Annotated in this window: 21 protein-coding genes; 10 read left to right on the forward strand and 11 right to left on the reverse strand. The window is 74.7% G+C overall.

Features of this window, described 5'->3' with window-relative positions:
* Window positions 1-95 precede the first annotated feature (95 nt).
* Complete coding sequence (locus TEK04_RS06965) at window positions 96-1,916, forward strand: glycosyltransferase family 39 protein (RefSeq protein WP_336403599.1); 1,821 nt, start codon at window positions 96-98, stop codon at window positions 1,914-1,916.
* On the opposite strand, the gene TEK04_RS06970 is transcribed toward TEK04_RS06965, so the two are convergent.
* Together TEK04_RS06970 and TEK04_RS06975 are read right to left on the reverse strand one after the other, a co-directional pair.
* On the reverse strand, window positions 1,913-3,235 hold the full coding sequence (locus TEK04_RS06970) for a class I SAM-dependent RNA methyltransferase (RefSeq protein ID WP_336403600.1): 1,323 nt from the start codon (window positions 3,233-3,235) through the stop codon (window positions 1,913-1,915). The genes TEK04_RS06965 and TEK04_RS06970 overlap by 4 nt on opposite strands.
* The gene (locus TEK04_RS06975; RefSeq protein WP_336403601.1) at window positions 3,225-5,252 is read right to left on the reverse strand and encodes an APC family permease; all 2,028 of its coding nucleotides are present in this window, start codon (window positions 5,250-5,252) and stop codon (window positions 3,225-3,227) included. The genes TEK04_RS06970 and TEK04_RS06975 overlap by 11 nt, the downstream gene beginning before the upstream one ends.
* A 152-nt stretch (window positions 5,253-5,404) precedes the next feature.
* Between TEK04_RS06975 and TEK04_RS06980 the strand changes: the two genes are divergently transcribed.
* A complete protein-coding gene (locus TEK04_RS06980) occupies window positions 5,405-6,073 on the forward strand; it encodes a potassium channel family protein (protein ID WP_336403602.1) in 669 nt (222 codons plus the stop codon).
* Window positions 6,073-6,741 carry a potassium channel family protein gene (locus TEK04_RS06985; protein WP_336403603.1) on the forward strand — a complete coding sequence of 223 codons (669 nt, stop codon included), beginning with the start codon at window positions 6,073-6,075 and terminating at the stop codon, window positions 6,739-6,741. Before TEK04_RS06980 ends, TEK04_RS06985 begins: the two co-directional genes overlap by 1 nt.
* Here TEK04_RS06985 and TEK04_RS06990 read toward each other — a convergent pair.
* The 6 genes from TEK04_RS06990 to TEK04_RS07015 are packed head-to-tail and all read right to left on the reverse strand — an operon-like array spanning window position 6,738 to window position 10,418.
* Window positions 6,738-7,538, reverse strand: a complete 801-nt coding sequence (locus TEK04_RS06990; RefSeq protein ID WP_336403604.1) for a DUF3159 domain-containing protein — start codon at window positions 7,536-7,538, stop codon at window positions 6,738-6,740. The two genes, TEK04_RS06985 and TEK04_RS06990, sit on opposite strands and share 4 nt — an antisense overlap.
* Window positions 7,535-7,912 carry an OB-fold nucleic acid binding domain-containing protein gene (locus tag TEK04_RS06995; protein WP_336403605.1) on the reverse strand — a complete coding sequence of 126 codons (378 nt, stop codon included), beginning with the start codon at window positions 7,910-7,912 and terminating at the stop codon, window positions 7,535-7,537. The genes TEK04_RS06990 and TEK04_RS06995 overlap by 4 nt, the downstream gene beginning before the upstream one ends.
* Entirely contained in the window at window positions 7,909-8,619 is a 711-nt protein-coding gene (locus TEK04_RS07000) for a DUF3710 domain-containing protein (protein WP_336403606.1), read from the reverse strand. Before TEK04_RS07000 ends, TEK04_RS06995 begins: the two co-directional genes overlap by 4 nt.
* 1 nt (window position 8,620) lies before the next feature.
* Entirely contained in the window at window positions 8,621-9,169 is a 549-nt protein-coding gene (dut, locus tag TEK04_RS07005; protein WP_336403607.1) for a dUTP diphosphatase, read from the reverse strand.
* Between the two features lie 9 nt (window positions 9,170-9,178).
* Complete coding sequence (locus TEK04_RS07010; RefSeq protein ID WP_336403608.1) at window positions 9,179-10,099, reverse strand: hypothetical protein; 921 nt, start codon at window positions 10,097-10,099, stop codon at window positions 9,179-9,181.
* 19 nt (window positions 10,100-10,118) lie between these two features.
* A complete protein-coding gene (locus TEK04_RS07015; RefSeq protein WP_092806809.1) occupies window positions 10,119-10,418 on the reverse strand; it encodes a DUF4193 domain-containing protein in 300 nt (99 codons plus the stop codon).
* A gap of 273 nt (window positions 10,419-10,691) precedes the next feature.
* Between TEK04_RS07015 and TEK04_RS07020 the strand changes: the two genes are divergently transcribed.
* Both TEK04_RS07020 and TEK04_RS07025 read left to right on the forward strand, forming a co-directional pair.
* Window positions 10,692-11,738, forward strand: coding sequence for a phosphotransferase family protein (locus tag TEK04_RS07020; protein ID WP_336403609.1), 1,047 nt, complete (start codon window positions 10,692-10,694; stop codon window positions 11,736-11,738).
* A gap of 73 nt (window positions 11,739-11,811) precedes the next feature.
* Window positions 11,812-12,348 carry a LytR C-terminal domain-containing protein gene (locus TEK04_RS07025; RefSeq protein ID WP_336403610.1) on the forward strand — a complete coding sequence of 179 codons (537 nt, stop codon included), beginning with the start codon at window positions 11,812-11,814 and terminating at the stop codon, window positions 12,346-12,348.
* Window positions 12,349-12,360: 12 nt separating this feature from the next.
* On the opposite strand, the gene TEK04_RS07030 is transcribed toward TEK04_RS07025, so the two are convergent.
* Window positions 12,361-13,182, reverse strand: coding sequence for an inositol monophosphatase family protein (locus TEK04_RS07030; RefSeq protein ID WP_336403611.1), 822 nt, complete (start codon window positions 13,180-13,182; stop codon window positions 12,361-12,363).
* Between the two features lie 63 nt (window positions 13,183-13,245).
* Here TEK04_RS07030 and ppgK point away from each other — a divergent pair, with 63 nt between their 5' ends.
* The 5 genes from ppgK to TEK04_RS07055 all read left to right on the forward strand — a co-directional run bounded on the left by ppgK (window position 13,246) and on the right by TEK04_RS07055 (window position 19,764).
* Window positions 13,246-13,989 (forward strand): polyphosphate--glucose phosphotransferase, encoded by a 744-nt coding sequence (gene ppgK / locus TEK04_RS07035; RefSeq protein ID WP_336403612.1) that lies wholly within the window; start codon window positions 13,246-13,248, stop codon window positions 13,987-13,989.
* 148 nt (window positions 13,990-14,137) lie between these two features.
* The gene (locus tag TEK04_RS07040; RefSeq protein ID WP_336403613.1) at window positions 14,138-15,367 is read left to right on the forward strand and encodes an RNA polymerase sigma factor; all 1,230 of its coding nucleotides are present in this window, start codon (window positions 14,138-14,140) and stop codon (window positions 15,365-15,367) included.
* Window positions 15,368-15,733: 366 nt separating this feature from the next.
* Window positions 15,734-15,949 (forward strand): DUF7455 domain-containing protein, encoded by a 216-nt coding sequence (locus TEK04_RS07045; RefSeq protein WP_336403614.1) that lies wholly within the window; start codon window positions 15,734-15,736, stop codon window positions 15,947-15,949.
* 135 nt (window positions 15,950-16,084) lie between these two features.
* Window positions 16,085-18,610, forward strand: coding sequence for a VanW family protein (locus tag TEK04_RS07050; RefSeq protein WP_336403615.1), 2,526 nt, complete (start codon window positions 16,085-16,087; stop codon window positions 18,608-18,610).
* 56 nt (window positions 18,611-18,666) lie between these two features.
* Window positions 18,667-19,764, forward strand: coding sequence for a YihY/virulence factor BrkB family protein (locus TEK04_RS07055; RefSeq protein WP_336403616.1), 1,098 nt, complete (start codon window positions 18,667-18,669; stop codon window positions 19,762-19,764).
* Between the two features lie 31 nt (window positions 19,765-19,795).
* Here TEK04_RS07055 and TEK04_RS07060 read toward each other — a convergent pair whose 3' ends face one another.
* On the reverse strand, window positions 19,796-20,020 hold the full coding sequence (locus TEK04_RS07060; protein WP_336403617.1) for a DUF3039 domain-containing protein: 225 nt from the start codon (window positions 20,018-20,020) through the stop codon (window positions 19,796-19,798).
* Window positions 20,017-20,352, reverse strand: coding sequence for a DUF3099 domain-containing protein (locus tag TEK04_RS07065; RefSeq protein ID WP_336403618.1), 336 nt, complete (start codon window positions 20,350-20,352; stop codon window positions 20,017-20,019). Before TEK04_RS07065 ends, TEK04_RS07060 begins: the two co-directional genes overlap by 4 nt.
* Window positions 20,353-20,390: the final 38 nt, after the last annotated feature.

Below are 20,390 nucleotides of genomic sequence, written 5' to 3' on the forward strand. Positions count from 1 at the left end.
GGAGCCTGCTGCACACCCGGTGGACAGCGGGAGGTCGGGCAACCCACAGCCGGCCGGGAGGCCCCGTCCAGGCGGCCCGGACACCCTCCGCAGCCGTGACCGTGCTCGACGCCCCCCGTGACGCACCCCTCGGTGCCCCACCGCCCCCGCTGCGCCGGAGGTCCGGACCCCGGCTGCGGCCACGGCCGGACCAGGTGGCGCTCGCCGCCCTGCTCGCCGGCACCGGCGTGCTGTACTCCGTCGGGCTGAGCCGGTCGGGATGGGGCAACGCGTTCTACGCCGGGGCCGCCCAGGCCGGGGCGTCGGACTGGTCGGCCTGGTTCTTCGGGGCCTCCGACGCGCCCGGCTCGGTGACGGTCGACAAGCCGCCGGCCGCGCTGTGGGTCATGGGCCTGTCGGCCCGGCTGTTCGGGCTGTCCCCGTGGTCGGTGCTGCTGCCGCAGGCGGTGATGGGGGTGCTCGCCGTGGCCCTGCTCGCGGCCACCGTGCGCCGGGTGGTCGGGCCCTGGCCGGGCCTGCTGGCCGGGCTGCTGCTGGCCCTCACCCCGGTGGCCACCCTCATGTTCCGGTACGACAACCCCGACGCCCTGCTCGTGCTGCTGTGCGTGGCCGCCGCCTGGGCCGTCGGCCGGGCGCTCGAGGACGGTCGCACCCGCTGGCTGGTGCTGGCCGGCGCACTGATCGGGCTGGCCTTCCTCACCAAGTCGCTGCAGGCGTTCCTCGTGCTGCCCGGGCTCGCCGGGGCCTACCTGCTGGCCGGGCCACCCCGGTGGCGCACCCGGCTGGCGCAGCTGGCCGCAGCCGGTGCCGCGCTGCTGGTCTCGGCCGGCTGGTGGGTGGCCGTCGTCCGGCTCGTGCCCCGGGCCGACCGGCCGTGGGTGGGCGGCACCACCGACGACGACCCGCTGAGCCTGGCCTTCGGCTACAACGGGCTCGGCCGGCTCAGCGGCGACGAGAGCGCCGGCGGGGGCGGCATGCACCAGTCCTCGTCCAGCGTGTGGCGGCTGGTCGGGTCCGGGGGTGACGAGGCGGGCTGGCTGCTGCCGGCCGCCGTTCTCGCGCTGGTCGCCGTCCTGCTGCTGACCGCGCGGGCCACCCGCACCGACCGGGTGCGGGCGGCGGCGGTGCTGTGGGGCGGCTGGTTCGTCGTCACCGCCGTCGTGCTCAGCACGATGAAGGGCATCGAGCACAGCTACTACGCGGTGCAGCTGGCCCCCGCGGCCGCGGCCCTCGTGGCCCTCGGTGGCACCGTGCTGCGGCGGTCGCACCGGCCCGGCCTGCTGGCCGCCGGGCTACTGGTCGCCGTGGCGACGGCGGTGACCAACGCATGGGCGCACTGGCACCACCCCCTCCCCTCCGCGGTGCTGACCGGCGTGCTGGTCGCGCTCGCGGCGGCCGCGCTGGTGGCGCTGCGCCGGGGTCGCGGCCGGGCCTTCGCCGTCCCGGCGGTGCTGGCGCTGTGCCTGGGGCCGCTGCTGTGGTCGGTGGGCACCGCCGACGGGGTGCACCAGAGCAGCAACGTCTACGCCGACCCACCCCCCGTGACGGCGGCCGGGTGGCACGGCGGGCGGCCCGACGGCGCCGGCATCGACGGCACGGCCGAGGCGCTGGTGCGCGCCGGCGGCGCGGGCTACACCTGGGCCGCCGCCACCACCGGCCACCACGGCGCCGCCGTCCAGCTGGCCACCGGGCAACCGGTGATGGACATCGGCGGGTTCTCCGGCCAGGACCCCACCCTCACCCTGCGCCAGTTCCAGGACGACGTCGCCGCGCACCGCATCCACTACTACCTCGTGGGCAGCGGCGGTGGGCCCGACGCCGTCCGGATCAAGGACTGGGTCGAGCACCACGCCACCCAGGTCGAGGACGGGGACACCGAGCTGTACGACCTGTCGGGGCTGGCCGACCAGGGCTAGCGGGCGGGCGGCTCCAGCAGCGCCACGCACTCGACGTGGGCGGTCATCGGGAAGGCGTCGTAGGCCCGCAGCCCGGTCAGCCGCCAGCCGGCCTCGGCGAACACGGCGACGTCGCGGGCCAGCGACGCCGGGTCGCAGGCCACGTAGACGACCGCGCGGGCCCCGGCGTCGGCCAGCACGGCGCTCACCTCGCGCCCGGCGCCGGACCGCGGGGGGTCCAGGACGACGACGTCGGGCGGGCCGTCGAGCTCGGCGAGCAGCTCGGCCAGGCCCTCGGCGTCGACGTCGCCCTGCCAGACCTCGGCCTGCGGCAGGTCGGCCAGGTTGTCCGACGCCGCGGCGCAGGCGCCGGGGTCGCCCTCCACGCACACCACCTGGCCCTCGGGGCCGACACCGGCGGCCAGCGACCCGCCGAACAGGCCGGCCCCGGCGTAGAGGTCGAGCACCCGCTCCCCCGGCGCGACGGCGGCGAACCCGGCGACCGCGCCCACGAGCGCGTCGGCCGCGGCGGGGTGCACCTGCCAGAACCCGGTGCCCTCGACCTGCCAGTCCCGGTGCCAGGCCTTGCGCTCGGCGCGGGTGCCGCTGGCCGCGGCCCCGGTCGCCCGCACGACCTTGGTGGCCTGCGGGTGACCGCGGCGGTCCAGCGTCGTGGTGGTCACCCCGCCCACGGAGTCCACCGCGACGTCGACCGCGCCCACGCCGTCCCAGCGGCGTCCGAGCACGGCCTCGACCGCCGGCTCGACGGTGATGGGGCAGTCCTGCAGCACGACGACGTCGCGGGAGCGGTGCGGGCGCAGCCCGGGGCGGCCGGACCGGTCGACGGCGAAGCGGGCCCGCGAGCGCCAGCGCAGCGGACCGCCGGGCAGCTCCTCGACGTCCAGGGAGACGTCCAGGCCCGCCAGGCGGGCGAACTGCTCGGTGACGACGTCGCCCTTGAGCCGGCGCTGGGCCTCCGGTGCGACGTGCTGCCAGTCGCACCCGCCGCACGCCCCGGGGCCCGCCGCCGGGCAGGGCCGGTCGACGCGGTCCGGGGAGGGGTCGAGCACCTCGACGGCGTCGGCCCGGCAGTAGCCGCGGTGCCGGTCCTCGGTGACCAGCGCGACCACCCGCTCCCCCGGCAGCGCGTGCCGCACGAAGACGACGCGGCCCTCGTGGCGGGCGACGCAGTGCCCGCCGTGGGCGACCGGCCCGACCGTCAGCTCGACCCGCCGACCGGTCCACCCAGGACGAGCTTCTCCCGGCGTGCCGGTACGGCCCTCGTCCTGGGGCCCGCGGCGAGCCTGCGAGCCGTGTTGGGGACGGGGGTCATCGCTCACGGGCGCCAGGGTCCTCGGCCAGACCGCGGCGGAGGTCACCGGGGGCCACCCCGGGCCGCAGGGCGTCCTCCCGGTCGCGGGAGCCCTCCAGCTGCCAGGGCACCGTGGTGATCATGACGCCGGGCTGGAACTGCAGGCGGGCCCGCAGCCGCAGCGCGCTCTGGTTGTGCAGCACGTTCTCGAACCAGTGGCCCACCACGTACTGCGGCACGAAGACGACGACCAGCTCCCGCGGGCTGTCGCGGCGGATCTCCTTCACGAAGTCCAGCACCGGCCGGGTGATCTCGCGGTAGGGCGAGTCGAGCACGGTCAGCGGCACCGGGATGTCGTAGCGGTCCCAGTCGGCCTGCAGCGCCCGGGTGTCGGCGTCGTCGACGTTGACCGTGAGCGCGGTCAGCTGGTCGGGCCGGGTGGCCCGGGCGAAGGCCAGCGCCCGCAGGGTCGGCTTGTGCACCTTGCTGACCAGGACGACGGCGTGCACCTTCGAGGGCAGCGTGCGGGAGTCACCGCTGGGCACCAGCTGCTCGGCCACCTGCGTGTAGTGCCGGTTGATCTGCCGCATCAGCAGGTAGATGAACGGCATCACGACGATGACGATCCAGGCACCACGGGTGAACTTCGTCAGCACGATGATCACGAGCACCACCGTGGTGATGGAGCCGCCGAGGGCGTTGATGACCTGTGAACGCCGCATGCGGGCCCGCTCGGCCCCCTCGACCAGCTTCATCTCGCGCTTCCAGTGCCGCACCATGCCCCACTGGCCGATCGTGAAGCTGGTGAAGACCCCGACGATGTAGAGCTGGATGAGCCGGGTGGAGTCGGCCTGGAAGGCCACGATCATCACGACCGCGAACCCGGCCAGCAGCAGGATGCCGTTGCTGTAGACCAGCTTGTCCCCGCGGGTGTGCAGCTGCTTGGGCATGTAGCGGTCCTGGGCGAGCACCGACCCCAGCAGCGGGAAGCCGTTGAAGGCGGTGTTGGCCGCCAGGATCAGCACCAGCGCGGTGGCCGCCTGGATGTAGAAGAAGCCCACCGAGGTGTCGCCGCCGAACACGGCACTGGCCACCTGCGCGATGACCGTGCGCTGCGGCTCGGTCTCGCAGTTCGCGAAGCCCTGGAGGTCGCAGGGGAACTCCGCGTACTTGACGCCGGAGAACAGCGCCAGCGCGGTGACCCCGGCGAACATGGCCGCCGCGATGCCGCCCATCAGCGCCAGCGTCGTGGCGGCGTTGCGCGACTTCGGCGGCCGGAAGGCGGGCACCCCGTTGGCGATCGCCTCGACCCCGGTCAGCGCGGTGCAGCCGGAGGCGAACGCGCGGAGCACGAAGAAGATGAGCGCCACCCCGGCGAGGTCGGAGTACTCGGGCTCGGGCGTGATGGTGTAGCCGGCGCTCTCGGCCACCAGCGAGCCGTCGGTGAAGAAGTACTCGATGAACCCGGTGACGACCATGACCAGGATGCCGGCGACGAACAGGTAGGTCGGGACGGCGAAGCCCTTGCCCGACTCCCGCACCCCGCGCAGGTTGGCCGCGGCCAGGAACGCCACCAGCCCCACCGCGATGGCCACCCGGTGCTCGGCCAGCGACGGGAACGCCGAGATGATGTTGTCCGTGCCAGACGCGACCGACACAGCCACGGTCATCACGTAGTCGGTCAGCAGCGCGCTGGCCACCACCAGCGAGGCGAACCGCCCGTGGTTGCGCGCCGCCACCTCGTAGTCACCGCCCCCCGAGGGGTAGGCGTGCACGACCTGCCGGTAGGACAGCACCACCACGACCAGCAGCAGGACGACGGCCACCGCCAGCCAGGGCGCCAAGTACAGGAACGCCGCCCCGGCCAGGGTCAGGACGATCAGGATCTCCTGGGTGGCGTAGGCCACCGAGGACAGCGGGTCGCTGGCGAAGATCGGCAGCGCCAGGCGCTTGGGCAGCAGGGACTCCCCCGCCTTGTCGCTGCGCACGGGGCGGCCCAGGACGAGGCGTTTGGGGAGTTGCCCGAGGTCGGACAGCGAAGGCACGCGGCGATGGTACGGACGCCACCGGCCACCCGGGTGCGACCGGCCGCACCCGACCCGGCGTCGTCGCCGCCCCGTCACCGGTCCGGTGTAACTTCCCCGCGGTACGCCCGGGCGGTCCACGCCGGGGCGCGGAGATCCCCTCGGGAGCGCACGTGCACGTGGTCGTCATGGGCTGCGGCCGGGTCGGGTCCGCCATCGCCCGGCGGCTGGAGGAGATCGGGCACAGCGTCGCGGTCATCGACCAGAACGCCGAGGCGTTCCGCCGGCTGGGCCCGGACTTCAACGGCCGCCAGGTGACCGGGCTCGGTTTCGACCGGCAGACCCTGCTCGACGCCGGCATCGACGCCGCCGGCGCCTTCGCCGCGGTGAGCAGCGGCGACAACTCCAACATCATCAGCGCCCGGGTGGCCCGCGAGACCTTCGGCGTCGAGCACGTCGTGGCCCGCATCTACGACTCCAAGCGCGCCGAGGTCTACGAGCGCATGGGCATCCCCAGCGTCGCGACGGTGCCCTGGACGGTCAGCCGTCTCATGCGCGAGCTCCTCAGCGTCAAGGTCACCGAGATCTGGCGGGAGCCCACCGGCAAGGTGCTGCTCATGCGGGTCACCGTCACCGACGGCTGGGTGGGCCGCCCGCTCGCCGACCTGGAGAAGGCCTCCGGCGCCCGGGCCGCCTGGCTGGTCCGGTTCGGCGAGGCCCAGCTGCCCCGCCCCACCACCGTGCTGCAGTCCGGTGACCACCTGGTCGTGGCCGCCACCGACGACATCGCCGCCGCGGTGCACGACGTCGTGGAGAACGCACCCGAGGGAGGGCAGCACTGATGCGCGTCGCCATCGTGGGCGCCGGGGCGGTGGGCCGCTCCATCGCCGGGGAGCTCCTGGGCAACGGCCACGCGGTCATGCTCCTGGAGAAGAACGGGGCCAAGGTGCGCGCGCGGGCCGTCCCGGGCGCGGAATGGGTGCAGGCCGACGCCTGCGAGGTCAGCGCCCTGGAGGAGGCGCAGCTGTCCACCTGCGACGTGGTCATCGCCGCCACCGGTGACGACAAGGCCAACCTCGTCGTCTCCCTGCTGGCCAAGACCGAGTTCGCGGTCAACCGGGTGGTCGCCCGGGTGAAGGACCCCCGCAACGAGTGGCTCTACACCGAGGCTTGGGGCGTCGACGTGGCCGTCTCCACCCCGCGGGTGCTGGCGGCGCTGGTCGAGGAGGCGGTGACCGTCGGCGACGTCGTCCGGCTGATGAGCTTCCGCAAGGGCGCGGCGAACCTCACCGAGATCACCCTGGCCGAGGACACCCCCTGGGTGGGCCGCCCGCTGCGCGACGTCCCGCTGCCCCGCGAGACCGTGCTGACGGCCATCCTGCGCGGCGAGCGGGTCATCACCCCCTCGCCCGACGAGCCGCTTGAGGCCGGCGACGAACTGCTCTTCGTCATGCACGGCGACGTCGAGGAGGATTTGCAGGAGGTGCTGTCGGGGCGGCCCGTCGGCTAGCTGTCGGCGGTGCGGTGGCGGTGCAGGCGGGCGACCACCCAGAGGGTGACGACGAGCGCCAGCCCCGTCACCGGCAGGCCGAGCACGAGCGACGCGGTGCCCAGCAGGGCGACCTCGTCCCGCCAGTACAGGAACCCCTGCACCGCGGCGCGCACCAGGAACGTGCCCGCCCACAGCAGGGTCAGCCAGCTGTAGGCGCGCACCATGCGCCGGTCGGTGCGCCAGTGCCGCTCGGCCGGCGCCTCGGCGGCCGCCGGGGTGTCCTCCTCGCCGTCCGGCGCCGGCTCGGCGGCACCCTCCCCGGCGCGCAGCACCGCGGAGCCGCGCTGGCGCACCCGACCGGCCAGCCTGCCCTTGATGCTGTGGTCGGCCATCGAGCCGAGGTGGCTCGGCGCCAGGAACTCCGCGGCCACCCCGACCAGCGGCCAGCGCACCAGCACCGAGCCCAGCAGCACGACCCCGAGCCCGGCGTTGCGGACCAGCCCCAGCACGAAGAAGTCGCGCGCCTCACCGGAAACCCGCGCGATGGCCACCGCGATGGCCACGCCGATGAGGCCGCTCACCGCCTGCTGGACGGTCTCGCGGCGCAGCAGCCGCAGCCCGAACACCAGGACGGCGGCCCCCAGCGCGGCCCAGATGCCGACGGTCAGCCCGCCCAGGCCGTTGGCGACCACGAACGCGACCGTCGGCAGGGAGACGTCGACCATGCCCCGCCAGCCGCCGAGCGAGTCCAGCACCAGGTGGCGGTCGACCACCAGCGACGAGCGCCCCGCCGGGCGCCCGGACGGCCGGCTCACCCGAGGCCCAGCTCGTACCAGGGGTTGTAGATGACCTTGCGCCCCTCGAAGGAGGCGAAGCGGCCGCGCGCGGTGAGCGTGCGGCCGGGCTCGATCCCGGGGATCCGCCGGCGGCCCAGCCACACCAGCGTGACCGACCCCGACCCGTCGAACAGCTCGGCCTCCAGCGTCGGCACGGTCTCCCGGGGGGTGTAGACGACCGACCGGAGCCGGCCGGTGACCGCGACGACCTTGCCCTTCTGGCAGCTGCCGACCGGCTCGCAGCCGGCCGTGGCGACGTCGTCCTGCAGCTCCTGGGCGTCGATCGTCGCGTCGTCGGCGGTCAGCTTGGCCAGCGTCTTGGACAGCCAGCCCTTCGGACGGGTCTCGGTCACGCGTCCAGGGTAGGTCCGCCGCGCCGGCGGGCGGCGGCCTGCTGGGCGGCGACCTGCTCGGCCGCCTGGGGCGGGAGCGTCATGGGCAGCTGCTCGCGCACCGGCATGGGGTCGGTGCCGCGGACGACGACGATCTGGCGGAACGCCTTCTCCAGCAGCTCACCGGCCTCGGGCGTCTCGGCCGCGGGGCCGCTGATCATGCCGCGCAGGAACCAGCGGGGGCCGTCGACGCCGACGAAGCGGGCAGCCCGGCGGACGGGCGCCGCCGGCGCGGTCTGGCCCGGCTGCGGCGGCGGGCTGGCCTGGACCGAACCGGCCAGCTCGGGGCCGAAGGGGCCCTCCCGCTCGGTCAGCTGACCACCCTGCCCGCGGGCGCTGGTGGCCAGGTCGGCGCGCACGCCGTCCCAGATCCCGCCCGCCCGCGGCGCGGCGAAGGCCGACACCTGCAGCAGCGAGTCCCCCGACCGCAGGCTGGCCCCGACCACCTTCTGCGCCGCGTTCACGTCGACCCGCAGCTCGGTGCCCGGCACCGCGGGGATGCGCAGCGAGCCCAGGTCGACGCGGGTGACGCCGTCCTCGGGCGCGTCGGCGACGTCGAAGGGGCCGGTCGTCTCGTCCTGCTCGCGCTCGCGCACCTGCGGTTCCGGGGGGACACCCCGCTCCCGCACGCTGCGCTCGATCCGGTTGCGCCGCCGTCCGAACGGCATGTCAGGCCTGCCCCTCTGTCGTGGATGTGGTGCCGGCGCCGAAGCCACCGGTGGACCCGTGGCCGCCGGCGCCGCGGGCGGTGGCGGGCAACCCCGCCACCGGGGTGAACACGGCGCGGACCACCGGCTGGACCACCAGCTGGGCGACCCGGTCGCCCCGGCGCAGCCGGATCGTGGTGGTCGGGTCGGTGTTGATCAGGTTCACCCGGATCTCGCCGCGGTAGCCGGCGTCGACGGTGCCGGGGGCGTTGACCAGGCTCAACCCGTGCCGGTGCGCCAGGCCCGACCGGGGGTGCACGAAACCGGCGTAGCCCTCGGGGATGGCCACCGAGACACCGGTGCCCACCAGCGCCCGCTGGTGCGGGGCCAGCTCGACGTCCTCGGTCACCGCGAGGTCGGCCCCGGCGTCGCCGGGCAGCGCGTAGGCCGGCAGCACGGCGCCGTCGGCCAGCACGACCGGGACCTGCACGACCGGGGCCTGCACGACCGGGACCTGCACGACCGGGGCCTGCACGACCGGGACCTGCGGCGGGTCGGGTGGGGACGGCACGGCCCGAGGCTAGTGGTGCCCGGGGGCGCGCAGGTCGGCCAGGACCGCCTCGGCCAGCTGCACCGTCGCGCGACGGTTGCTGCGGGCGGCCAACCCCGCACCGAGCAGCAGCGGGGCGGCCGAGGAGACGTTGCGGGCCAGCCGGCGGGTGACCCGGCGGCGCAGGGCGTTGACCCCCGCGCTGCCCAGGGTGGCCAGCAGACCACCACCCTCCGGGCCCGACGCCACGGCCCGCTGGTGGGTCCAGCTGGTGAGGTAGGCGCCGGCCCGGGCCCGGGCGTCCCCGGGGGCCGGCCGGCCGTGCAGCTCGTGGAGCTCGCCGACGAGCACGACCTCCACGGCCGCGACGAGCACCGTCTCGGCACCGAGCTCGAGGGGCAGCGCGACCAACGACGGCGGGGCGAACCACTGCGCGGCGGTGAGCCCGCCGGTCGCCGCGCCGATGCCGGCGGTGACCCGGGCGGTATGGGCCACCAGCGCGTCGGCGATCGCGGCGTCGTCCATGCCCGGGTGGGCGGCGCGCAGCCGGTCGCCGTCGCGGATGGGCAGCCGCGGCGCGGCGGCGTGCAGCAGGTCGGTCAGGACGGCGGTGGGTCGCCAGCCGCCGTCCGTGCCGCTCCCCTTCCCGCTGTCCGTGCCGGCGTCCGTCGCCGTCCCGCCGTCGGGCGTGCGGGCGGCGCGGGCGGCACTGCCGACCGCGGCCACCACGTCGCGCAGCACGGCTGCGGCCCGGCCACCCCCGCCCGGCTGCTCGTCGGGTCGGCCGGCGGGCTGCTCGTCGGCCGGACGGTCGCCGAGCAGGCCGCCGACCGCGTCGGCGACGGCGCGGGCCGCGCGGGCCAGCGGGCCGACGGGCTCCTCGGGCGCACCGGGGACCGGCCGGGGACGGGGGACGTCCCGGGCCGGCCCGGTGCGGGGCTCGTCGGCCATCACCGTGGGGGTACCGCGGTCAGGCGCAGTCGCGGCAGACCAGCCGGTCGCCCTTGGTGCTGGCCAGCCGGCTGCGGTGGTGCACCAGGAAGCAGCTCGAGCAGGTGAACTCGTCCTCCTGCTTGGGCAGCACGCGGACGGTGAGCTCCTCGTTGGACAGGTCTGCGCCCGGGAGCTCGAGCGCCTCGTTGAAGTCGGTCTCGTCGACGTCGACCGAGGACGACTGGGCCTCGGCCCGGCGGGCCTTGAGCTCCTCGAGCGAGTCCTCGCCCAGCTCGTCGGCCTCGTTGCGTCGTGGGGCGTCGTAGTCGGTGGCCATGGTGTGCCCCTCATTCCTTCGTCGTGCGGGCCCTCGGGGACCCGTGTGCTCTGTGCCGCTGCCCCCGGGCCGCCGCGGTCTCGGGCCGGCCGGGGAGCCCCCGCGGTGGTCTGCCGTCGGGAGTCCGGCAGGGCCCCCAACGTGGCGGGCCCCGCGTTTGTGCCCGTCGGGCGGACGGTCACACGCCGCATCGGGACCGAATCGGTGCGTACCGTCCCACAGCCGCGGAGCAGGGGCATCCGGGGCAGGGGCGGCAGAGGTTACCCTGCGCCGATGACCGCCATCGTGGGTGCTGATCCGGGGGTCGTGGGCCCCTACCTGGCCACCGTCCTGGGTGACGAGAAGTGGCAGCAGGTCGACGTCGACCTCATCGCCGCCGGCATGTCCAACCTCACCTACACGGTGACCCCCGCCGGTGGCGGACCCGACGACGCGGTCATCCTCCGGCGCCCCCCGACCGGGGCGGTCCTGGCCACCGCGCACGACATGGTCCGTGAGCACAAGGTCATCACCGGCCTGGCCGGCACGCCCGTGCCCGTGCCCCGCACGCTGCACCTGTGCACCGACCCCGAGGTGCTGGGCGCGCCGTTCTACGTGATGGAGCGGGTGGAGGGCGTGCACGTCGTCGACGCGCTGCCGGCCGGCTACGCCGACACCGCACCCGAGCGCCGGGCCCTGGGCGACGGGTTGGTCGACGTCCTGGCCGACCTGCACTCCGTCGACCCCGCCGCGGTCAGGTTGGCCGACTTCGGCCGGCCCGAGGGGTTCACGGCTCGCCAGGTGCGCCGCTGGACCACCCAGTGGGAGGCCACCCGCGACACCGACCGGCCCGGGCTGGACGCCCTGGCCGCCCGGTTGGCCGCGACCGTGCCGGCCACGCAGCGGTCGGGCATCGTCCACGGCGACTACCGCATGGACAACTGCCTGCTCGACCCGCAGGTGCCGGGCCGGGTGCGGGCGGTCCTCGACTGGGAGATGTCCACCCTCGGCGACCCGCTCACCGACCTGGGGATGCTCTTCGTCTACTGGCCGCAGGCCGGTGAGGACCGCGGGGTCGCGCTGTCGGCGGTGACCACCCTGCCCGGGTTCCCCACCCGCGCCGAGGTGGCCGAGCGCTACGCCGCCCGCACCGGTACCGACCTGGCGCAGCTGCACTGGTACGTCGGGTTCGCCTACTTCAAGTTCGCCGCGATCATCGCCGGCATCGTGGCCCGGTCGGCCGCGGGCGCGATGGCCGGCAAGGACGCCAGCGGCTACGCGGACAAGATCGACCCCTGCGTGGAGCTCGGACGCGCCGCGCTCGAGGACGGTGCGGTCTGACCAGCGTGGCCGGCACTAGGCTCGCCGCGGTCACCGTCGGCCACGACGCGGAGTGCAGCCCAGGGGAGCGCAGTTGAGCGAGACCACCGATCGTCGGCCGGCCCGCCCCCGGCGCGACCGTCGACCGATCATCCCGCTGGTCTTCCTGCTGGTGCTGGCCGTCCTGGCCCTCGGGGTGTGGTGGAACGTGTTCCGCGACGCCGCCGCCACCGACCGCGAGGCCGCCGCGGCCTGCTCCAGCGCCGCCCAGGCCCCGCCCTCCCTCGACCCCTCCACCGTCGAGCTGCGGGTGCTCAACGCGACGAGCACCGCGGGCCTGGCCCAGACGGTCGCCACGACCATGCAGTCGCGCGGGTTCGTGGTCACCGAGTTCGCCAACGACCCCACGGGGCGTGAGGTGACCGGCGTCGGCGAGCTGCGGTTCGGTCCGCGCGGCGCCGAGGCCGCCCGCTACACCGAGCTCTTCCTCCCGGGCGCGACCGAGTACCAGGACACCCGGGCCACCGCGGTGGTCGACCTGGTGGTCGGCCCCGACTTCACCGAGCTGGCCACGCCCGAGGACGTGGCCGCCGCCCTCACCCCGGCGGCGAGCGCCTCCGCCGCCTGCTGACCCGCCCCGGGCTCAGCCCTGGGCGTGCAGCTGGGCGAGGAGGGCGTCGAGCTCGTCGGCCACCCCCGGCGGGAACGCCTGCACCAGCGGGTCCCCGACGCCGTGGCCCTCGCTGACCCGCACCACGAGACCGGCCTCGGCGGCCACCAGGGCAGCCGCCGTCCAGTCCCAGGGCTTGAGGTCGAGCTGGTAGTAGGCGTCGACCCGGCCCGCCGCGGCCAGGCACAGCTCCACGGCGGCGGAGCCGAACCGGCGCACGTCGCGCACCAGGGGCAGCAGCCCGGCCAGCACCCGGCCCTGCCGACCGCGGATGCCGGCGTCGTAGGCGAAGCCGGTGGCCACCAGCGTCTGGGCGACCGAGACCGGGGCCGAGGCCTGCAGCGGCGTGGTCACCCCGTCCCGGGTCGACCACGCACCACGCCCCCGGACGGCGGCGAAGGTCTCCCCCGCCGCGACGTCGACCACCACCCCGACCTCGGTGGTGCCCTCGACCTCGGCGGCGATGCAGACGGCAAAGGAGTCCAGCCCGTAGAGGAAGTTGACCGTGCCGTCGATGGGGTCCACCACCCACCGGACGCCGCTGGTGCCGGTGCGGGAGGTTCCCTCCTCCCCCAGCACGCCGTCGTCGGGGCGGGCACCCAGCAACCGCGCCACGACCAGCTGCTCGCTGGCCCGGTCCACGGCGGTCACGACGTCCACCGGGTTGCTCTTGGTGTCCACGTGGTCGGCGGCGCCCGAGCGGCCGGCGCGCACCAGGTCGGCGGCGGGCTCCGCGGTGGTGAGGGCGAGGGTGAGCAGCTCGTCGGCGAGGGGGTGGACGTCGCGGGTGGTCACGTCGGGGGATCCTGCCGCACCGCCGCCGTCCCGCGGGGCTACCCGGGTCACTAGCCTGTCGGCGTGCAGGGCTTCGGAGTGGACGTCGGCGGCAGCGGCATCAAGGGATGCCTGGTGGACCTCGACCGGGGGGAGCTCGTCGGCGAACGTGTACGCATCCCCACCCCGCAGCCGGCCCTGCCCGACGCGGTGTGCGACGTGGTCGCCGACGTCGTCGGCCAGTTCGGCTACGACGGCCGGGTCGGCGTCACCTACCCCGGCGTCATGAAGAGCGGCGTGGCCTACACCGCCGCGAACATGGATCCCTCCTGGATCGGCACCGACATGGCCGCCGCCGTCGAGTCGCGGGTGCCGGGCACCGTGCAGACGCTCAACGACGCCGACGCCGCGGGGCTGGCCGAGATGGCCTACGGCGCCGGCAAGGGCCAGCGCGGCCTGGTGCTCATGCTGACCTTCGGCACCGGCATCGGCAGCGCGCTGTTCATCGACGGGCAGCTGGTGCCCAACACCGAGTTCGGGCACATCGAGGTCGACGGCAAGGACGGCGAGAAGGCCGCCTCGGCGGCTGCCCGCGAGCGCGAGGACCTCTCCTACCCCGACTGGGCGAAGCGCGTCGACCGCTACCTGGACACCCTCGAGCGGGGGTTGTGGCCCGACTTGATCGTGGTCGGCGGCGGGGTCAGCAAGAAGGCCCACAAGTGGGTGCCGCTGCTGTCCACCCGCACCCCCGTCGTGCCGGCGCAGCTGCTCAACGACGCCGGCATCGTCGGCGCCGCCCTCGCCGCCGAGCGGCGCATCGGGCAGTAGCCGGGCACCGCGCCGCTTGCGGGGCGGCTGCGTACCGGATCCCCCGCGACCGGGGCGTGATGCTCGCTACAATGGCGCCGTCCTCCTGCGGTCCCCGGGCCCGCCCGGCCGCACCCGGGGACGCGTCGCTGCACGGGAAGGAACGCGAGTGCCCGCCGCCAAGCCCCGCACACGGTCCACCACGGCCAAGCCGACGATCACCCCGTCACCCGGGCAGGAGCCGGCCGACGGCACCGTGCTGACCGCGCTCGGCAGCGAGGGCGGCACGGTCGCCGTCGTCGGCGGCAAGGGCGGGCTGTCGTTGGACGAGTCCGCCGTCGTCGGCGCCGACGGGCCCGAGGACACCGCCGAGGACGAGAAGGACGCCGGCTCCACCGCCGCGTCCGCCGAGTTCGAGTGGGAGGACGAGGAGGAGTCCGAGGCGCTGCAGAAGGCGCGCAAGGACGCCGAGCTGACCGCCTCGGCCGACTCGGTCCGCGCCTACCTCAAGCAGATCGGCAAGGTGGCGCTGCTCACCGCCGAGGAGGAGGTCGACCTCGCCAAGCGCATCGAGGCCGGGCTCTACGGGTCCGAACGGCTGCGGCAGGTCGAGGAGACCGGGGCCAAGCTCACCCCGCAGATGCGCCGCGACCTCACCTGGATCGTGCGCGACGGCGAGCGGGCCAAGAACCACCTGCTGGAGGCCAACCTCCGCCTGGTCGTGTCGCTGGCCAAGCGCTACACCGGCCGCGGCATGGCTTTCCTGGACCTGATCCAGGAGGGCAACCTGGGTCTCATCCGCGCGGTGGAGAAGTTCGACTACACCAAGGGCTACAAGTTCTCGACCTACGCCACGTGGTGGATCCGCCAAGCCATCACCCGGGCGATGGCCGACCAGGCCCGCACCATCCGCATCCCGGTGCACATGGTCGAGGTCATCAACAAGCTGGGCCGCATCCAGCGCGAGCTGCTGCAGGAGCTGGGCCGGGAGGCCACCCCGGAGGAGCTGGCCAAGGAGATGGACATCACCCCGGACAAGGTGCTGGAGATCCAGCAGTACGCCCGGGAGCCGATCAGCCTCGACCAGACCATCGGCGACGAGGGCGACAGCCAGCTCGGTGACTTCATCGAGGACTCCGAGGCCGTCGTCGCCGTCGACGCGGTCAGCTTCACCCTGATGCAGGACCAGCTCAGCTGCGTGCTGCAGACCCTCAGCGAGCGCGAGGCCGGCGTGGTGCGGCTGCGGTTCGGCCTGACCGACGGCCAGCCCCGCACGCTCGACGAGATCGGCCAGGTCTACGGCGTGACCCGCGAGCGGATCCGCCAGATCGAGTCCAAGACGATGAGCAAGCTCCGGCACCCGTCGCGCTCCCAGGTCCTCCGCGACTACCTGGACTGACAGAAGGACCCCCTCGCCCCCACCACTCGCACGCTCGCGGCGGGCCCCTGCGAGGGGGCGGGGGTCACGAAGTCATCACATGTGGCTGTGGGATCTGGTCGTGCGGGGTTGACGGCGGCACCGCGGGGGCATCGGTTGTAGCGTGGAGCCGTCCAGAGAGTAGCGGAACCACGTACCACCGTTCGACCCAGTGCGATCCCCTGCTCACCCGCTCCACCCTCAGGTCCAGGTACCACCCGGCGCACCTCACCCGGCGCGTCGAGCGGCAGCTGGGCCGGATCGGGAACACCGGGGGTCATCCTGGCGCTGTGCAGGAGGCCGATCCGCGAACGCGGGTCCGTGCGACGGAGAGCGAGTGATGACCAGATGAGCCAGACCCTGACGACGAGCCCTGCCACCGATGACCTGGTCGTTCCCTTCCACTGCGACCGCTGCGGCGCGCTGGCCAAGGTCCGGGTCGTGCTCGCGAGCGGCAGCGACCTCGTCTTCTGCGGGCACCACGCCCGCGCCTACGACGCCAAGCTCCGCGACATCGCCGTCGACATCATCGACACCGAGCGCGAGCAGCCCGTCCCCGCCTGACCGAGGCGCTATCGTCGCGGACAGCGATGAAGCGAGCACATGACGACGCCGCCGGCGCGCCCATCCGGGAGCCGGCGGCGTCGTCGTGCGCGGGGTGACCACCCCGCCCGACCGACAGCGAGCGTGACCCCCCCGATGAGCGACGAGACGCCCCGGCCCGAGCGGGACGGCACGCCCGACGAGGCGGCCGGCACCGACCGGACCGCCCGATTGCAGCCCGACGGCACCATCGGGTCCGGACGCCCCACCGCCCCGGGCGGCGTAGCCCGTCCTCAGCCCCCCGCCGCGGGCTGGGGTGGCCAGACCCCCGAGCCGGTGCACCCGCTCGGCCAGCCGTTGCCGGTCAACCCGCGCCGCCGCGACGCCGACGCCGACGCCCCGCAGCCCGCGTCCGACGACGACGCCCCCACCGGGCGCATCTCCCCCGCGGCCGTGCCGCCCACCGCGACGACGCCCGAGCCGCCCGAGCCCGACGCCGACGACGCCACAGCGCCCGAGGCGGCGGGCCCCGAGGACACGACCGACGACCACGCCGAGGTCCCGGTCGCCCGGCAGGACGGCGACACCCCCTCCGGCGCCGTCCCCCCGGCTGCGGGTGGCGACCGGCAGGACCAGCCGCGCGACGGCAGCGACGAGGACGACGAGCACGCCACCTCGCTCCTCCCCGCCGTCCAGGACCCGCCGACCCCGGCCGGCCGCGAGGACGAGCCGCGCGCCGAGGACCCGGCCGACCACCCCGGCGAGCAGCCGGACGACGAACCACCCACGGCCGCCGTCCCGACCGTCACCGACCACGACCCCGCTCCCGGACCCGAGCACGACACCCCGGTGGGCAGCTTCTCCCTCGTGGGGCCGGCGGAGCCCGGGCGCAGCCGGTGGCGGCGACCGGCCGTGCTGGTGCCGCTGGGCGTGCTCGCGGTGCTCGGCATCGCCTACGGCGTGGACCTGGCGGTGGCCGGCGACGACGTGCCGCGCAGCACGATGGTCGCCGGCGTCGAGATCGGGGGCCTGTCCCCGGCCGCCGCGGCCGCGACGCTGGAGGAGCAGCTGGCTCCGCGGGTGACCGCCGACCACGTGATCATCGCCGACGACGTGCAGGGGGTCCTGTCCCCCGCCACGGCCGGCATCACCCTCGACGTCGACGCCACCGTCGACGCGGCGTCCGGTCAACCGCTGAACCCCTGGACGCGGCTGGTGTCTCTGTTCACGGAGCGCGCCGTCGAACCGGTGATCACCGGCGAGGAGACGGCGCTGGCCGCGCAGATCGACGCGTTCGCCGAGACGGTCGACCGCGCCCCGGCCGACGCCACGATCTCCGTGCAGGGCACCGACGCCACCGTCGTCCCGCCGGTGACCGGCCGCCAGCTGGACCGCGAGGGCGCCGGTGAGGCCGTCACCGAGGCCCTGTCCTCGGGGGGTGACCCCGAGACGCCGATCGAGCTGCCGGTGGACACGACCGAGGTGCAGGTCGACGAGGCAGCCGCCCAGCGCGCGCTGGAGGAGGTCGTCACGCCGGCGCTGGCCGCCCCGGTCACCGTGCGCGGCGACGACGGCACCTCTGCCGAGATCGAGCCCGAGGGCATCGCGTCGGCCCTGCGGTTCGCCGCGGGCGAGGACGGCGAGCTCGCCGTGACGCTGGACCCCGCCAGCCTGCAGACCGCCCTCGGCGACCAGCTGGGTGAGTTCGGCACGCCGGCCCAGGACGCCTCGTTCCGGATCAGCGGCGACACGATCGCGGTGGTCCCCTCGGTGGAGGGCACCGGCGTCGACCCCGCCGCGCTGGCCGAGGCGATGCGCCCGGTGCTGGTCGAGCCTGCGCCGCGCGAGGTGACCGCCAGCCTCGGCGCGGTCCCGGCCGACTTCACCACCGACGAGGCCAACGCCCTGGGCATCGTCGAGCCGATCAGCTCGTTCACCACGAACTTCACGAACTCGGCCAGCGGCACCAACATCCGCGTGGTGGCCGAGTTCGTCGACGGCGCGGTCGTGCTGCCGGGCGAGACGTTCAGCCTGAACGGCTACACCGGCCCCCGCGGCGAGGCCCAGGGGTACGTGCCGGCCGGCGTCATCAACAACGGCGAGTTCACCCAGGCGGTCGGCGGCGGGATCAGCCAGTTCGCCACCACGATGTTCAACGCGGTGTTCTTCGGCGGGCTCGAGGACGTCTACCACAAGCCGCACAGCTACTACATCAGCCGCTACCCGGCCGGCCGCGAGGCGACGGTCTACTACGACTCGATCGACCTGAAGTGGCGCAACGACAGCGAGACCGGCATCTACGTGCAGACCGAGTGGGTGCCCGGCTCGATCACGGTGACCTTCTGGGGCACCAAGCGCTACGACGTCGAGTCGGTGAGCAGCAACCGCTACAACGTGCGGACCCCGGTCGTGCAGGAGAAGCCCGACGACGGCAACTGCAACCCGCAGGGCGGCGCCAACGGCTTCGACGTCACCGTGACCCGCATCTTCTCCGACCCGACCACCGGCGCCCAGCTGCGCACCGAGGACTTCAACACCCGGTACGCGGCCGAGCCGGTGATCCGGTGCGTCCCGGTGCCCGAGCCGGCACCGGCGTCCACGGCCCCGGGTGCGCCCGCGCAGCCCACCGGTCGCCGGCCCCGCTCGGTCCCCCGCCCGTCGCCGCGGTCGTCCCGGTCCTGACCCGTCCGGGTGGGCGCGCCGACACGCCAGGACGCCGACTCGGGCACACTGGACCGGTGGCGACCGTCCTCCCCCCGGGGTCACCGGCCCCCGCCGGTGGCGTGGACGGGCGCGCGCCCGGCGTGGTCCCCGGCGCCGGTGACGACGACCCCGCCCGGGACGTCGACCCCGAGCCCACGGGGGGCAGGTGGCGACCGCGCGCGGTGGTCGCCCGGATGCCCGCCTTCCTGCGGGTGCCGTTGCAGGTGCTCGGCCGCACCGTGGCCAAGGCCTGGCAGGACCGCATCCTGGGGTTGTCGGCGGAGGCGTCGTTCTGGCAGATCCTGTCGGTCCCGCCGCTGCTGATCGGGCTGCTGGGGTCGCTGGGCTACCTGAGCGCGTTCATCGGCGAGGCCGCGGTCAAGGAGATCGAGGCGAGACTGGTGGAGCTGGCCTCGGAGGCGCTGACCCCGGGGGTCGTCGAGAGCCTCGTCCAGCCCACGCTGACCGACATCCTCAACTCGGGCCGCCTCGATGTCGTCAGCCTGGGCTTCCTGCTGTCCCTCTGGGCCGGGTCGTCGGGCGTGGCCACCTTCATGAACACCAGCGTCATCGCCTACGACCAGCGCGACGTGCGCGGCCCGATCCGCACCCGGCTGATGGCCCTGGGGTTGTTCATCATCGCGCTGGCGGTGGCCGTGCTGTCGCTGCCGCTGCTGGTGCTGGGCCGCACCGCACTGGTCGCACTGCTGCCGACGGACTACCAGGGCACCGCGACCCTGCTGGTCAACGCGGTCTACTGGCCGCTGGTGCTCATCGTCCTGGTGCTGGCACTGACGAGCTTCTACCACGTGACGCTGCCGCGCCGGCTCCCGTGGGTGCGGCACCTGCTGGGGGCGGCGTTGGCGGCGGGGTTCTTCATCTCGGCGGCGCTGGTGCTGCGCACCTACGTCGCCGACGTGCTCACCACGGCACTGCCCTACGGGGCGCTGGCCGCGCCGATCGCCGCGTTGCTGTTCTGCTTCTTCCTCGGCATGGCGATCCTGCTGGGTGCCGAGCTCAACGCGACGGTGGAGGCGCGGTGGCCCTCGGGGCAGCGCCGGCACGACCGCCGGCGCCGTCGTCGCCGGGCCGCCAAGATCGAGCTGGAGGCCCGCAAGCTCGGCCTCAGGTGACGTGCTGGAACGGCGCCGCCGCAGGGACCTGCTACTTCTTGAGCTGGGCGTAGACCTCCTTGCACGGCTCGCACACGGGGCTGCCGGGCTTGGGGCTCTTGGTCACCGGGAACACCTCGCCGCAGAGCGCCTCGACCAGGGTGCCCATGACCGCGCTCTCGGCGATCTGGTTCTTCTTCACGTAGTGGAAGACCTCGGGCGGCTCCGAGGTGGTGTCGTGGCGGACGTCCGGGCGTTCCAGGGTCTCGGTGCTCACGGTTCCGAGTCTATGACCCGTCCGCTGCTGGGCCGGCTCTCGAGGATGCGGTCGGGCGCCGGCACCCGGTAGCGGTTGACGTCGAGCTTCTTCTTCGGCGGCCGGTCGTTGGCCATGACCACCGCGATCCAGGGGAGCACCGTGCCGAGGACGGCGAAGATCGCCATGAGCCAGAGCGTCTGGTAGAAGATCGCCGCCAGCACCACGCTCACGATGCGGATCAGCATGGTGATCACGTACCGCTTCTTGCGCGCCGCGTGCTGGTCACCCAGGCTCGGCTGGGCCTCCGTGATGAGCACCGGCTCGTTGCGGGTCTCGCGGCTCGACGTCACACGACCCATCGTGCCACCGGTGGGGGCGCCCGCGCCGG

Origin of the sequence: Klenkia sesuvii (assembly GCF_037083825.1) — a bacterium.
Taxonomy (GTDB): Bacteria; Actinomycetota; Actinomycetes; order Mycobacteriales; family Geodermatophilaceae; genus Klenkia; species Klenkia sesuvii.

What these genes read in the sequence shown, in the direction of transcription:
- TEK04_RS07010 (WP_336403608.1), bottom strand. Translation starts at nt 10,099, where the DNA reads ATGGCCGACGAGCCCCGCACCGGGCCGGCCCGGGACGTCCCCCGTCCC.
- TEK04_RS07015 (WP_092806809.1), bottom strand. Translation starts at nt 10,418, where the DNA reads ATGGCCACCGACTACGACGCCCCACGACGCAACGAGGCCGACGAGCTG.
- TEK04_RS07020 (WP_336403609.1), top strand. Translation starts at nt 10,692, where the DNA reads ATGACCGCCATCGTGGGTGCTGATCCGGGGGTCGTGGGCCCCTACCTG.
- TEK04_RS07050 (WP_336403615.1), top strand. Translation starts at nt 16,085, where the DNA reads ATGAGCGACGAGACGCCCCGGCCCGAGCGGGACGGCACGCCCGACGAG.
- TEK04_RS07000 (WP_336403606.1), bottom strand. Translation starts at nt 8,619, where the DNA reads ATGCCGTTCGGACGGCGGCGCAACCGGATCGAGCGCAGCGTGCGGGAG.
- TEK04_RS07045 (WP_336403614.1), top strand. Translation starts at nt 15,734, where the DNA reads ATGAGCCAGACCCTGACGACGAGCCCTGCCACCGATGACCTGGTCGTT.
- TEK04_RS06985 (WP_336403603.1), top strand. Translation starts at nt 6,073, where the DNA reads ATGCGCGTCGCCATCGTGGGCGCCGGGGCGGTGGGCCGCTCCATCGCC.